The 13,119-nt window shown below is 65.1% G+C and carries 10 protein-coding genes; 8 read left to right on the top strand and 2 right to left on the bottom strand.

Annotated features, from left to right (window positions below):
* The first annotated feature begins 171 nt into the window (after positions 1–171).
* From SBI20_RS02735 to SBI20_RS02725, 3 genes are all read left to right on the top strand, one after another.
* Positions 172–378, top strand: coding sequence for a cold-shock protein (locus tag SBI20_RS02735; RefSeq protein WP_317973604.1), 207 nt, complete (start codon positions 172–174; stop codon positions 376–378).
* A gap of 399 nt (positions 379–777) precedes the next feature.
* A complete protein-coding gene (locus SBI20_RS02730; protein WP_317973603.1) occupies positions 778–996 on the top strand; it encodes a hypothetical protein in 219 nt (72 codons plus the stop codon).
* Positions 997–1,141: 145 nt separating this feature from the next.
* Positions 1,142–2,623: a tetratricopeptide repeat protein gene (locus tag SBI20_RS02725; protein ID WP_317973602.1), complete on the top strand. Its 1,482-nt coding sequence runs from the start codon at positions 1,142–1,144 to the stop codon at positions 2,621–2,623.
* Between the two features lie 55 nt (positions 2,624–2,678).
* Here SBI20_RS02725 and SBI20_RS02720 read toward each other — a convergent pair whose 3' ends face one another.
* Positions 2,679–3,392, bottom strand: coding sequence for a cistern family PEP-CTERM protein (locus tag SBI20_RS02720; protein WP_317973601.1), 714 nt, complete (start codon positions 3,390–3,392; stop codon positions 2,679–2,681).
* Between the two features lie 303 nt (positions 3,393–3,695).
* Between SBI20_RS02720 and SBI20_RS02715 the strand changes: the two genes are divergently transcribed.
* The 4 genes from SBI20_RS02715 to putA all read left to right on the top strand — a co-directional run bounded on the left by SBI20_RS02715 (position 3,696) and on the right by putA (position 10,853).
* Positions 3,696–4,097 (top strand): hypothetical protein, encoded by a 402-nt coding sequence (locus tag SBI20_RS02715; RefSeq protein ID WP_317973600.1) that lies wholly within the window; start codon positions 3,696–3,698, stop codon positions 4,095–4,097.
* A gap of 102 nt (positions 4,098–4,199) precedes the next feature.
* Positions 4,200–6,362, top strand: coding sequence for a TonB-dependent receptor (locus tag SBI20_RS02710; RefSeq protein ID WP_317973599.1), 2,163 nt, complete (start codon positions 4,200–4,202; stop codon positions 6,360–6,362).
* Positions 6,337–7,098: an energy transducer TonB family protein gene (locus SBI20_RS02705; protein WP_317973598.1), complete on the top strand. Its 762-nt coding sequence runs from the start codon at positions 6,337–6,339 to the stop codon at positions 7,096–7,098. The genes SBI20_RS02710 and SBI20_RS02705 overlap by 26 nt, the downstream gene beginning before the upstream one ends.
* A gap of 101 nt (positions 7,099–7,199) precedes the next feature.
* Positions 7,200–10,853, top strand: a complete 3,654-nt coding sequence (gene putA / locus SBI20_RS02700) for a bifunctional proline dehydrogenase/L-glutamate gamma-semialdehyde dehydrogenase PutA (RefSeq protein ID WP_317973597.1) — start codon at positions 7,200–7,202, stop codon at positions 10,851–10,853.
* 108 nt (positions 10,854–10,961) lie between these two features.
* Here putA and SBI20_RS02695 read toward each other — a convergent pair whose 3' ends face one another.
* On the bottom strand, positions 10,962–12,074 hold the full coding sequence (locus tag SBI20_RS02695) for an S-(hydroxymethyl)glutathione dehydrogenase/class III alcohol dehydrogenase (RefSeq protein ID WP_317973596.1): 1,113 nt from the start codon (positions 12,072–12,074) through the stop codon (positions 10,962–10,964).
* A gap of 101 nt (positions 12,075–12,175) precedes the next feature.
* Here SBI20_RS02695 and SBI20_RS02690 point away from each other — a divergent pair, with 101 nt between their 5' ends.
* On the top strand, positions 12,176–13,072 hold the full coding sequence (locus SBI20_RS02690; RefSeq protein ID WP_317973595.1) for a LysR family transcriptional regulator: 897 nt from the start codon (positions 12,176–12,178) through the stop codon (positions 13,070–13,072).
* The last annotated feature ends 47 nt before the right edge of the window (positions 13,073–13,119 follow it).

The raw sequence follows: 13,119 nt of genomic DNA, 5'->3' as shown, positions 1-13,119 counted from the left end.
AGATTGTCTAAATTGACTTTCCCGCCACCTCGGTATATCAGGGCTCTTGCTAACGTCGCCTGCGACGGAATTTGACTCCGATTCGTTCGGTTATTCTTCCTTTCACATGCTGCCAGCTCCGCCTGCACTTTTGCGGGCGGGTTCTCTTGTTTTCGTGAAAAGGAAACACCCATGCCTATCGGCACAGTCAAATTCTTCAATACCGACAAAGGCTATGGCTTCATCGCCCCCGAAGACGGCGGCAATGACAGCTTTGTTCATATCAGCGCCGTTCAGCAGGCTGGCATGAACACGCTGAACAAGGATCAGCGCCTGAGCTATGAAGTCGAAACCGATCGTCGCGGCAAGCAGTCCGCCGTCAATCTGGTTTGCGCCTGATCAAGATGTTCGCCGGTGTCCGCAGGGGCGCCGGGAACTGTCCGTCATGACGAAAGGGTTCCTTGCGTCATGATGGCCCGGCCTGGCCTGCTTGATCCGCTTTGCGTGATCGCGGGCCTGGCATGGGAAACTGCCCCCCGTCTTGCCCAATTTGAACGAGGCGGCCCCTCCTTTACCCTTCCCTTGCGTGGCCATTCGGCTGCGAATTATCTGAGTTTTCAATAAATTATATGCGTAATACTGTTGTCAAAAATCCTGTTTTCTCTGCAAAATCCCCCTCGCCCCGCCCTGCTTTCGCAGTCCCTTTGACATCGGGCGTTCTCTCTGCTGCCGAAATGCGCCGATTGGTGGCTGATATGGTGGATTGATCGACAAGCGCACCTCTGAGAAAGGACGGCCGTGGCCAACTCCAGCGCTTTTTATCAGGCATGTGCCGAACAAAGCCTGCGCAATGCAGAGGCCAGTCTTCTGGCCAATGTCCGTGAACGGCATCTGCATTCGGCAAAAGCATGGCAGGCCATGGCTGACCGTTTCGCCAGCATCGAGGCCAATCGCCGCGAAATTCAGGATAACCAGACATCCATCGGCACATCAGGCCATGGTGTATTGCCTCAATAAGCGGCTTGGCATTTCACCCGAGTGCTTTGTACTCTATCAGAGATCTTAAGATATTTTGCCGTAAGGCCGGAAAGAGTTGCGGAGGGCAGCGCTGATGGTGGACCGGAAACTCTGGATGGCGGGTTGCTGGCTGTGTACAATTTTTTTGTACGGGTGCGGGGCAGACCCCAAGGCAGCAGGCCAGCGCGCGGCGCGTGAATATGCCGCGCACGACTATGCGGCTGCGCAAACCGATCTTGCCACTGCTCTGTCTGCCACGCCCGATGATCCCGGCCTGCTGGAACTTCATGCCCGCAATGCGCTGGCTCTGGGGAACGGTGAAGCGGCGGCCAGTTCGCTCGACAAGCTGGCCCGGTCGCCCCATGCCCCGGCGGATATGCAGAAGCTTGTCGCGGAAGCGGATCTGCAACGCGCCCTGCCCGACCGCGCGCTTGCCGATCTGGGACAGGCTACAGACCCCGCCTCGCAGAGGCTGCGAGCCCTCGCGCTTCTCGCCAAAAAGGACCGGGCTGGCGCTTCGAAAGCAATTGCCGCAGCTCTGGCGCAGGCCCCCGATGATCCGCGCATTCTGGCGCTTGCCGCCCAGATGGACCTTCAGGATGGCAATCTCGATGTGGCGCGCGGCAAAATCAATGCCGCGCTGCGAAGCGGAGGCGATCTCCTCGAAGTCATGACCGCCGACGCCCAGATCGCGACCGCCCAGGGCGATCTGGCCCATGCCCTGGCCGCCTATGACCGCGCTGCCGGGCTCTATCCCGGCAACATCGCCATGCTCGCGGGCAAGGCTGGTGTACAGGGCGATCTGGGGCGCTGGTCCGATATGGAAAAAACGCTCGCGGTGCTGGGCAATTCCTACAATCGCGATGTAATCTATCTGCGGGCAAGGCTTGCCGCCGAGAAAAAGGACTGGGCTGGCGCACGCGCCATTCTTCAGGCTAACGAGAAGTCTCTCGAAGGGTTCGAGGAAGCCAATGCGCTTTACGGACATGTCCTGCTCAAGCTCGGCCAGCCTGCGCAGGCTTCCGCCCTTCTGGCGCCCCTGCTGATGCGCAACCCGCAAAGTGCCCTCGTCCGGCGTGAACTGGCGCGGGCCCAAATGGCGGGCAATGACCCCAAGGCTGCGCTCGCCACGCTCAGGCCGCTGAGCGAGACCGGCAAGGCCCTCCAGCCCGAGGACGCGCACCTTCTGGCCGAAGCAGCCCGGCAGGCCGGCGATCCCCAGGCTGCGGCGCTGGCCGCGCGGGCTCGCTTCCCCGATCCGCGCGCCCTGGCCGAAGAACTGGCCACGGCCGATGTCGCGATGAAAGCGCACAACTGGGGACAGGCGATTGCCAGCTACGAGCATGTTCTGGCGACCACGAACGGCAATGCCCTGGTCCTGAACAACCTTGCCTTCGCCCAGGCCCAGGTCGGCAATGCGGCCCGTGCGCTCGATCTTGCCAAAAGGGCTTATGCCCTGGCGCCGGACAATCCTTCGGTCATGGATACTTTGGGGTGGCAATTGCTGCGCGTGCCGGGCGAACATACCCGCGCCCTCCAGCTTCTGCGCAGTGCGGCAGAGCGGGCGCCGACAAACCCCACGATAAAGGCCCATCTGGAGGCCGCGCAGGCAGGCAAGGCCCCATAGCGAAAAGCCCTCCCGCTTGCGGATAGCGGGAGGGCTTTTCAGGAGCGGTGCGTTTTTAGCGGGCAATCCGCGCGAAGGGGCGGCGGCGCGCGAAGGCAAGGCCGATCACGCCCGCGCCGAACAGGCCCAGCATGCCCGGTTCGGGCACCGGAGTGCCTCCGCTCGTGCTGCTGCTGCTCGTGGTGCTGCTCAACGTGCCCGCCCCGCTGGCCGAACTGATACCCGGCACGCCGCTGATCGATTGATAGCGAACATAGAAATCGCTGAGCGTCAGCGACGAGACGGGCGAGGAAAACCCGAGCGCAAACGTGCCGCTCCCGGTTTGCCCGATGTCCAGGCCGCCGCCGCCGCCACCAGCGCAACTGCCGGTTGAAGCATCCTTGAAGCACACGTCGACCGAGCCGATCCCGTTGGGATATGTCGAGGACAATGTCGTGTAGCTGTAGGCCCCCGTGCTCGACGCCGATGCGATCGTCGGGTCCGTATTGAAGGCAAAGCTGGAAATGCGCGAGCCGGTGACCGGTGCGGACGAGGTGTTGCTGACCGTGTAGTCGAAATTGTAGGTATTGCCGGTGATGCCCGTCAGCGTGAATGTTGTCGATCCGGTCAGGCCCGAGATTGCCGTTCCGCTCGAAAAGCCGTTGTAATCGAGCGTGAAGCTGGTCCCGATGTCACCCGAACCGAGCGTGATGGAATCCGCATTGGCGGTTCCGCACATTGCCACGAACGCTGCAAGGGCAAGCCCTGCCCGATATGCGATACGCCCCATGTTCCCCGCCTTTTTTAATCAAGCAAAATAGCTAACCCAATATTAGGCACTTTTCATGCCAGTTCACCATATTGCTGCAATCAAAGCAAAACGATTCCTGTCAAAAGGCGATGGTGTAAATATTTCCGACGAATCCGGGGTGAAATAACGACTTTTGGGACGGGCTCTCAATTGTTGGACAGGGCATGTTACCCCTGCCTCCCCGGCAAGACGACGGAGGCGCCCGAACGACGGGCGGGGGCCAGCGAAGATGCATTCTGTCCGGTTGCCCTTCCCGCCTGCCCCGTATAACGGCATCGGGGAATGGGTATGTTGCGCAACTGGTGCCTGAACAGGCATTGGCTGGCTTTCGCGCTGGTCGTCTCGGCACTTGCCGTGCGCATGCTGGTGCCTCAGGGTTTCATGCCGGTCGCTTCGGGACATGTCCTGACGGTCGAGATCTGCGCGGATGCCAGCGGTCTCGATCATGTTCAGAACATCCTCGTGCCCGATCGCCCCACGTCTCATCCCGACGGACAGGATCACCACACGCCCTGCCCGTTTGCCGCCCATGCCATGCCGTTGCTGGGCGGGGCGGATGCGGTCTTGCTGCTGGCGGCCTTGCTGTTCGTCATGGTGCTGGCCCTGTCACGGGCCACCGGGGGCAGCCCTGCGCGTCCTGCGCGCCTGCGCCCTCCCTTGCGGGCGCCACCCGCCTTCTCCTGATACCTCGCAAAACCCGTGACCGGCAGGCTTGAGGCCTGACGATCCTTGTGAATGCGCGAGCCTCGCAAGCGGATGTTCGCGCCCAGTATTCAGGAATTTCCGATGAAAACCACGCGTTTTACGCTGGCATTGCTGGCAGGCGTGCCCATGCCGGCCCTGGCCCAGATGGCCGGGCAGGACACCACCGTCCTGCCCGACGTCGATGTCGATACCGATATGGCATCAGCCGCGACGGGCACCACGACGCTCACCCGTCAGGACATCCGCGCTCTGGCCTCCTCGACCAGTGACACCGCCGCGATCCTGGCCCGTGTGCCGGGTGTTTCGGGCAATACGGGCGGCGGTTTCTCGACGATGCCTGCCATTCGCGGGCTGAACGAGCAGCGCCTGACCGTGCTGGTCGATGGTCACCCCGTCGACGTGGCCTGCCCCAACGACATGAACCCGCCGCTCAGCTATACCGATCCCCAGACGGTCGGCAGCATCGATGTCATCACCGGTGTTTCTCCGGTCAGCGCCGGGGGCGATGCCATCGGCGGGGTGATTTCGGTGAAGAGCCCGCCGCCCCGTTTTTCGACCAGTGGCCACCTGTTGGTGACGGGCGAGGTTCAGGGTTATTACCGCAGCAACGATGACGGTTTCGGCACCGGACTGTCGCTGACGGTTGCGGGCGAGCATCTGTCGGCCACCTATACCGGCAGCTATACCAAGGCCGGCAACTATGGGGCCGGTGGCGATCTGGGCACGGTCCATTCCACCCAATATGCCAAGACCGACCACAAGCTGGCGCTGGCATGGCAGGGCGACATCGGCCTTGTCGAGCTGGCAGGCGGCTACCACCATTCTGCTTACGAAGGCTTTCCCAATCAGTTCATGGACATGACGGGGAACAATTCGTGGTTCCTGAACGGGCATTATCTGGGCAGCTTTGCCTGGGGCACGGTGGACCTGAAGGCCGATTATCGTGCGACCGACCACGAAATGAACTTTCTGGCCGACAAGGGCGGCGTGGCCGATGGCGGCATGCCGATGAACACGCGGGTGCGCTCGGGCGGCTATACGCTGGCGGTGGAGCTGCCGGTATCGGCGGGCACGATGCTGCGCCTGGGCAACGAATATCGCAACGAGCACATGGACGACTGGTGGCCGCCGGTCGCGGGCAGCATGATGATGGGGCCAAGCACCTACCGCAACATCAACAATGGCCAGCGCGAGCGAATTGCCGGCTATATCGAGGCCGAACAGCACTGGGGCGACCGTTTCGTCCTGACGGCGGGCGGACGCTATGACCGGGTGAACATGAATACCGGCAATGTCAGCCCCTATTCGACCAGCATGATGAACATGGCCGATGCCATGGCTGCGCAGGCCTTCAACGCGGCCAGCCACAAGCGCCATTTCAACGACTGGAGCGGGTCGCTGATCGGGCGCTATACCCCGACCGCAGGCGTGGTGCTCGATCTGGGCTATGCCCACAAGACCCGTGCGCCCAACCTCTACGAGCTTTACACCTGGGGTCAGGGCACGATGTCGAGCCAGATGATCGGCTGGTATGGCGATGGCAACGGCTATTTCGGCAACCTGAACCTGCGGCCCGAACGTGCCGACACGGTAAGCGGGTCGGTGACGGTTTCCGGCCATGGCGCGCTCAGCGGGGTTCGCGGCGTTTCTGGCAGCGACAAGCAGGGCTGGTTCGTCAAGCTGGCGCCCTACTACACCCATGTGAACGATTACGTTGACGCCCGCTTCGTCAAGTCGCTGGGACGTTTCAACCAGTTGCAGTTCACCAACGAAGAGGCTGCGTTCTACGGTCTGGATGTGTCGGGCGAGGCGACGCTCTGGAATGGCGGGGGACTGGGCCAAACACGCCTGAGCGCCACGCTCTCGTGGGTCCACGGCCAGAACCTGACGGACCATACCCCGCTCTATCACCAGATGCCGCTCAACATTCTGGCAAGCGTCCGCCACGAAGTGGGCAGCTTCAGCGGCGCGGTCGAGGTCAACTGGGTAGACAGCAAGACCCGTGTCGATACCGCCCGCAACGAACCGACGACGGCAGCCTATGCGCTGGTGAACTTGCGCACGGCCTATCAGTGGAAGGCATGGCGCCTGAGCATCGATATCGAGAACCTGCTCGACAAGGGCTATTTCCTGCCGCTCGGCGGCCTCTCGCTGGGCGACTACAAGGCCAGCGGGCGCACGGACCTGCGGCCTGTGGCCGGGCGTGGACGGTCGGTCAATGTCGGCCTTTCGCGTCGTTTCTGAGGGGCTTGTGCCCAAGGGGCCCGGTCGCGGCGATGCGACCGGGCCCCTTTTGCGCCGCAGGCTGGCCGGAATTGCGGCCAGCCTGCTGGCGCATGGCGCCGTGCTGGGCGTAGTGCTGGCCTGCGGGGAGAACCCGAGCAGGCCACGCCAGAACAGGCAGGCAGCGCAACTGGCGGTCTTCACGCTGTCCGCGCCCCGCCCTCTCCCCCATGAAGCGCCCCGTGCGGCGCGATCCTTGCGCAAAGCACCTTTGCAAACCCAGCCTGTGGTTCATGCGCCCGGCCCTCCGGGGGCTTCCCCTCCTCCGGGCGCAACCGGCACCCCCGCCCCCTCGCTGCGGACAGAGCCCTTTGCTCCCCCGGCCATCGCATCGCTTCCGGCGCTGGCGCCCATCGCGCCCCGTGCCCCGGCTGGTGAGCCGTCCAAGGCCAGCCAGAAAGCTGACAGGGCGGCGCTTCCGGCCGATTACGTACACAAGGTGTGGGCGCGGATCATGGCCTGTCGCCCGGCGGGGATTACCATCGACGGGCGCGTCACCCTCCGCTTCGATCTCGATGATCGCGGGCATCTGGCAAGCGTTGCGGTCGTAGGGCCCAGCGGCGTGGCCATGCTGGATCGGGCCGCTGTCGTGGCACTGCGACGGGCCGCGCCGTTTCCCCTGCCGCCCGCGCACGACGCAGCGGTGCCACTGCATTTCGAGGTACAGGTCCGTTTCGGCGCGGGGGGCGCGGATTGACGAGGGCATGGCCTGTCGCAGGATAAAAAATCAGTCCGATTGGTCTGGAAATGGCCTCAAATCGCCCGAACGGCCTATGGCTTGCGTGATAGCATCGGCCCATGGATCACACCGCGCCCTTCGCCCGCTTCACGGCCCCGCTTGCCGGGCACTCCCCCCTGCGTCAGGCGATCACCGCCGCCACCCGCCGCGACGAGCGCACCTGCCTCGCCGCGCTCGTGCCCCAGGCGCAAGTGCCTGCCGAACTGGCCCGGCCCATTGCCGCCACGGCCACAAGGCTGATCGAGGCGCTGCGCGCGGGCGCGCGGCCCGGCGCGGTGCAGGCCCTTGTGCAGGAATATGCGCTTTCCAGCCCCGAAGGCGTGGCGCTGATGTGTCTGGCCGAGGCCCTGCTGCGCATTCCTGACATGGCCACGCGCGACGCGCTGATCCGCGACAAGATCGCCCATGGCGACTGGCGCGGCCATCTGGGCAAGGACCGTCCGGTCTTTGTCAATGCAGCCTCGTGGGGGCTGCTGGTTACCGGCAAGCTGGTCAGCGCACAGGACGAGGCCGGGCTCGGCGCTGGCCTGACCCGCTTGCTGGGCCGTCTGGGCGAACCGGTGATCCGCCGCGCGGTCGATGCGGCGATGCGGATGATGGGCGAGCAGTTCGTGACCGGCGAAACCATCGACCTCGCCCTTGCCAATGCCGCCCCGCGCGAGGCGGTCGGCTTTGCCTTTTCCTACGACATGCTGGGCGAAGCGGCGATGACGGCGGAGGACGCCGACCGCTACAATGCCTCCTACGAAGACGCCATCACGGCCATCGGGCGGGCTTCGGCCGGGCGCGGGATCTATGCCGGGCCGGGGATCTCGATCAAGCTTTCCGCGCTCCACCCGCGCTATTTCCGGGCCAAGGTCGATCGGGTGAAGGCCGAACTGCTGCCCCGCGTCAAGGCGCTGTGCCTGATGGCCCGCGCCCACGACATCGGCCTCAATATCGACGCCGAAGAGGCCGACCGCCTCGAACTCTCGCTCGACCTGCTCGAAATGCTCGCGCTCGATCCCGATCTGGCGGGCTGGGACGGGCTTGGCTTCGTGGTTCAGGCCTATCAGAAGCGGTGCCCGTTCGTGATCGACTGGATCATCGACCTCGCGCGCCGCAGCGGGCGGCGGATCATGGTCCGCCTGGTCAAGGGTGCCTATTGGGATGCCGAGATCAAGCGCGCGCAAGTCGATGGCCTCGCCGATTTCCCGGTCTATACCCAAAAGGTTCACACCGACATCGCCTATGTCGCCTGTGCCCGCAAGCTGCTGGCCGCGCGCGACGTGGTGTTCCCTCAGTTTGCCACCCACAATGCCCAGTCGCTGGCGACGGTGCTCCATCTGGCCGGGCCCGACTTCAAGGTCGGCGACTACGAGTTCCAGTGCCTCCATGGCATGGGCGAAGGGCTCTATGATCAGGTCGTGGGCGCCGCCAAGCTCAATCGCCCGTGCCGCGTCTATGCCCCGGTGGGCACGCACGAGACGCTTCTGGCCTATCTGGTCCGCCGCCTGCTCGAAAACGGGGCCAATTCCTCGTTCGTCAACCGCATCGGCGACCCGGATGTGGCGGTGTCCGAGCTGGTGGCCGATCCTGTCGCGCAGGTCGTCTCCAGCGCCGATCCGGGCGCGCCCCACCCGGCGGTCGCCCTGCCCGGCGCGCTCTATGGCAGCCGCGCCAATTCGAAGGGGCTCGATCTGGCGGATGAAGCCGTGCTCGATGGCCTTGCCCCCCTGCTCGCCGCCAGCGCCCAGACCGATTGGAAAGCGGGTACGAGCGGGCGTGAGGGCGAGCCCGTTCGCAACCCCGCCGACCATGCCGACATCGTGGGTACAGTCTGGCCGATGACGCGCGAGGAAGCCGCCGGAGCCGTCACCCTTGCCCGCGAAGGTGCGGAGGCCTGGGCACAAGTGCCCGTGGGCGAGCGGGCAGCCATGCTCGAACGCGCGGCTGACCTGCTCGAAGCACGCGGAAGCCAGCTTCTCGGCCTGATCATCCGCGAGGCGGGCAAGACCGCCGCCAATGCCGTGGGCGAAGTGCGCGAAGCGGTCGATTTCCTGCGCTATTATGCCGCGCAGGCCCGCGAAACGCTGGAAGATACCGCCCCGCTCGGGCCGGTCGTGTGCATCTCGCCGTGGAACTTCCCGCTGGCGATCTTTGCCGGGCAGATCGCCGCCGCCCTCGTCGCGGGGAACCCGGTGCTGGCCAAGCCCGCGCAGGAAACCCCGCTGATCGCCGCAGTCATGGTCGGCCTGTTCCACGAGGCGGGCATTCCGGCATCGGCGCTCGTTTTCGTGCCCGGCGATGGCGCAATCGGCGCCGCGCTGGTAGAGGCCGAGGGCGTGGCGGGCGTGATGTTCACCGGCTCGACGCAAGTGGCGCGGATCATCCAGCGCACGCTGGCAAGCCGCAGCGATGCGCAAGGCCGCCCGATCCCGCTGATCGCCGAAACCGGCGGGCAGAACGCCATGATCGTCGACTCTTCGGCGCTGGCCGAGCAGGTCGTGGGCGACGTGATCGCTTCGGCCTTCGACAGCGCGGGCCAGCGCTGTTCGGCGCTGCGCGTGCTCTGCCTTCAGGACGACGTGGCCGACCGCACGCTGACCATGCTCAAGGGCGCGATGGCCGAACTGGCGCTGGGCAACCCGGTGCAACTGGCAACCGATGTCGGCCCGGTGATCACCGCCAAGGCGCAAGGCGTAATCGAGGCCCATGTCGCGGCGATGGCCGCACGGGGTTTCCGCGTCCATCGCGTGGCGCTGCCCGAGGCTGCGCAGGCCGGAACTTTCGTCGCCCCCACGCTGATCGAAGTGCCGGGCATCGACGCGCTCGGGCGCGAGGTCTTCGGGCCGGTGCTCCATGTCGTCCGCTATGCCGCACGCGATCTCGAACAGGTGATCGCGGCGGTCAACGCTACCGGCTATGGCCTGACGTTTGGCCTGCACACCCGCCTCGACGAAACGGTCGAGCGCGTGACCGGGGCGATCGACGCGGGCAATCTCTACGTCAACCGCAACACCATCGGCGCGGTGGTCGGGGTCCAGCCCTTTGGCGGGCGCGGCCTTTCGGGCACCGGGCCCAAGGCGGGCGGGCCGCTCTACCTCTCGCGCCTCGTGCGCGGGCGGGCGGGCGTTCCGACCGTGTTGAAGGGCGTGGCCACCAAGGGTGATCTTGCCGCCGCCGATCTGGCCGACTGGCTCGACCACAAGGGCGACCGGAAGGCGGCCCTTGCCGTCCGCGCGGCAATGGCGGCCTCGAAGCTGGGCGTGGAGATCGAACTGGCGGGCCCCGTGGGCGAAAGCAACCGCTACCGCATCGCGCCGCGCGGGGCCATTGCCCTCCATGCGGCGAGCGAGGCCGGGTTCTGGCGTCAGCTCGGCGCGGTTCTGGCCACCGGCAACAGCGCCGTCGTCATGTCCGGCGCGCCTCTGGCCCCCAATGCTCTGCTGAACAAAGCCCCTGCCGATTGGTCCAGGACGCTGGCCGACCGCGTGATCTGGGCCCGCCCCGGACGGCCCCAGATCCTGGCCGCCGCCCTCGTCGAGGAAACCGGCGCGCCTGCGCAGGCCGTGGCGCAGGCACTGGCCGACCGTGAAGGCATGATCGTGGCGCTCCATGCCGCCGATCCGGTGGACGGAAGCTATCCGCTCGACCTGCTGGTCGAGGAAGTGAGCGTTTCGATCAACACCACGGCCGCTGGCGGCAATGCCAGCCTGATGGCCATGGTATAAGCGGGAAAGCGTACAAAAAAGGGGCCGCGCGAGTGCATCGCGCGGCCCCTTTTTTATGGGCATTCAAGGCTGTGAGAGGCGAACCTGTGCCCGCCCCTCAAGACCGGATCAGAACACCACGACGCTGCGGATCGACTTGCCCGCGTGCATCAGGTCGAATGCGGTGTTGATCTCTTCGAGGCCCATGACGTGGGTGATCATCGGGTCGATCTCGATCTTGCCCTGCATGTACATGTCGACGATCTTGGGCACATCGGTACGGCCCTTGGCACCGCCGAAGGCCGTGCCGCGCCAGTTGCGGCCCGTCACCAGCTGGAACGGACGGGTCTCGATGGTCTTGCCCGCTTCCGCCACGCCGATGATGATGCTGGTGCCCCAGCCACGGTGACAGGCCTCGAGCGCGGTGCGCATCACTTCGGTATTGCCGGTCGCGTCGAACGTGTAGTCCGCGCCGCCATCGGTCATCTCGACGATCTTTGCGACGGTTTCCTCGCGGCTCAGCCCCTTGGAGTTGAGGAAGTCGGTCATGCCGAAGCGGCGGCCCCATTCCTCGCGGTCAGGATTGAGGTCGACACCGATGATCTTGTTGGCGCCAGCCAGACGTGCGCCCTGGATCACGTTGAGGCCAATGCCGCCCAGACCGAAGATCACGACATTGTCGCCGACCTGCACTTTGGCGGTGTTGATCACCGCGCCAACGCCCGTCGTCACGCCGCAGCCGATGTAGCAGCTCGACTGGAACGGGGCATCTTCACGGATCTTGGCGACCGCGATTTCGGGAAGGACTGTGAAGTTCGAGAACGTCGAGCAGCCCATGTAGTGGAAGATCGGCTGGCCCTTGTAGGAAAAACGCGTGGTGCCATCGGGCATCAGGCCCTTGCCCTGCGTGGCGCGGATCGCGGTGCACAGGTTGGTCTTGCCCGAGAGGCACGATTTGCACTGGCGGCATTCGGGGGTGTAAAGCGGGATCACGTGGTCGCCCGGCTTCACGCTGGTCACGCCCGGCCCCAATTCGCGCACGATCCCGGCGCCTTCATGGCCGAGCACCGAAGGGAACAGCCCCTCGCTGTCGAGCCCGTCGAGCGTATAGGCATCGGTGTGGCAGACGCCGGTGGCCATGATTTCCACCAGAACCTCGCCCGCCTTGGGGCCTTCGAGATCGAGCTCGACGATTTCCAGCGGTTTCTTGGCCTCAAAGGCCACGGCGGCACGGGTCTTCATCCGGGAATTCCTCCTTATCGAGGGGCTTGGCCTACATCATTGCATGGCGGGCACAAAGAGCGCATTTGTGCAAAAGTTTATTGCACCACCGGGATAATGCCATGTCAGACTGGGCGGGTCTGGAAGAACTCGTTGCCATTGCCGAAAACGGCACTTTTGCGGCCGCTGCCCGCAAACTGCGGCGCTCCACCTCGCATGTCAGCCGGGCCATTGCCGCGCTCGAACACCGCACCGGCACCGCCCTGCTCCACCGCACGACCCGGCAGGTCGCGCTGACGGCAGCGGGCCGCGAACTGGCCGAACGCGGGCGCCGCCTGATCGACGAGCGCGATGCGGCACTGGCGGTTGCCAGCGGCGACCTTGGCCTGCGCGGAAGCCTCAGGATAACCTGTCCGACCGCGCTTGGCCAACATTTCATCGCGCCGCTCGCGCTGCGCCATGCGATGGACAACCCCTCGCTCGACGTGACCCTCGATTTCAGCAACCGCGTGGTCGACATCGTGGCCGAAGGCTTTGATCTCGCCATCCGCACCGGTGCACAAGGGGATTTGCGCCTCGCGGCGCACCGTCTGGGCGGGCGCAACCTCGTGACCTGCGCGGCGCCGTCCTATCTCGACCGGATGGGGCGCCCGGAGACCATCGAGGATCTCGAACACCACGATTGTCTGATGGGCTCGTCCGATCACTGGCAGTTCCGGCGCGACCTTGCCGAAACGACCTATCAGCCGCGCGGACGCTGGCGGTGCAACAACGGCCCGGCAGTCACTTCGGCGGCGCTGGCCGGACTGGGCATCTGTCAAGTGCCTGATTTCTATGCCGCGCAGGCGATTGCGTCGGGCCTGCTCGAACCCGTGCTCGAAGCCTTCCGGGCGACCGAGGAGCCGGTCTGGGCGCTGCATCCGCGCCGCCGCCTCGTGCCGCGCAAGGTTGCCGATTTCATCGCCCTGCTGGGCCGCAAATTGCCCGAGGCAATGGCCAGAGGTGCTTCACTGGCGTAGCAAGAACGCGACCCATGTCATTGAAAAAATGCGGGGCACGCAGGCCC

This window comes from Novosphingobium sp. IK01 (assembly GCF_033242265.1).
Taxonomy (GTDB): Bacteria; Pseudomonadota; Alphaproteobacteria; order Sphingomonadales; family Sphingomonadaceae; genus Novosphingobium; species Novosphingobium pituita.
This window is presented reverse-complemented; position numbering and strand designations above follow the sequence as displayed.

Bases quoted from the DNA above. Each gene is read 5' to 3' on its own strand.
- SBI20_RS02735 (WP_317973604.1), top strand. From the start codon at position 172: ATGCCTATCGGCACAGTCAAATTCTTCAATACCGACAAAGGCTATGGC.
- SBI20_RS02720 (WP_317973601.1), bottom strand. From the start codon at position 3,392: ATGGGGCGTATCGCATATCGGGCAGGGCTTGCCCTTGCAGCGTTCGTG.
- SBI20_RS02715 (WP_317973600.1), top strand. From the start codon at position 3,696: ATGGGTATGTTGCGCAACTGGTGCCTGAACAGGCATTGGCTGGCTTTC.
- SBI20_RS02710 (WP_317973599.1), top strand. From the start codon at position 4,200: ATGAAAACCACGCGTTTTACGCTGGCATTGCTGGCAGGCGTGCCCATG.
- SBI20_RS02705 (WP_317973598.1), top strand. From the start codon at position 6,337: ATGTCGGCCTTTCGCGTCGTTTCTGAGGGGCTTGTGCCCAAGGGGCCC.
- putA (WP_317973597.1), top strand. From the start codon at position 7,200: ATGGATCACACCGCGCCCTTCGCCCGCTTCACGGCCCCGCTTGCCGGG.
- SBI20_RS02695 (WP_317973596.1), bottom strand. From the start codon at position 12,074: ATGAAGACCCGTGCCGCCGTGGCCTTTGAGGCCAAGAAACCGCTGGAA.
- SBI20_RS02690 (WP_317973595.1), top strand. From the start codon at position 12,176: ATGTCAGACTGGGCGGGTCTGGAAGAACTCGTTGCCATTGCCGAAAAC.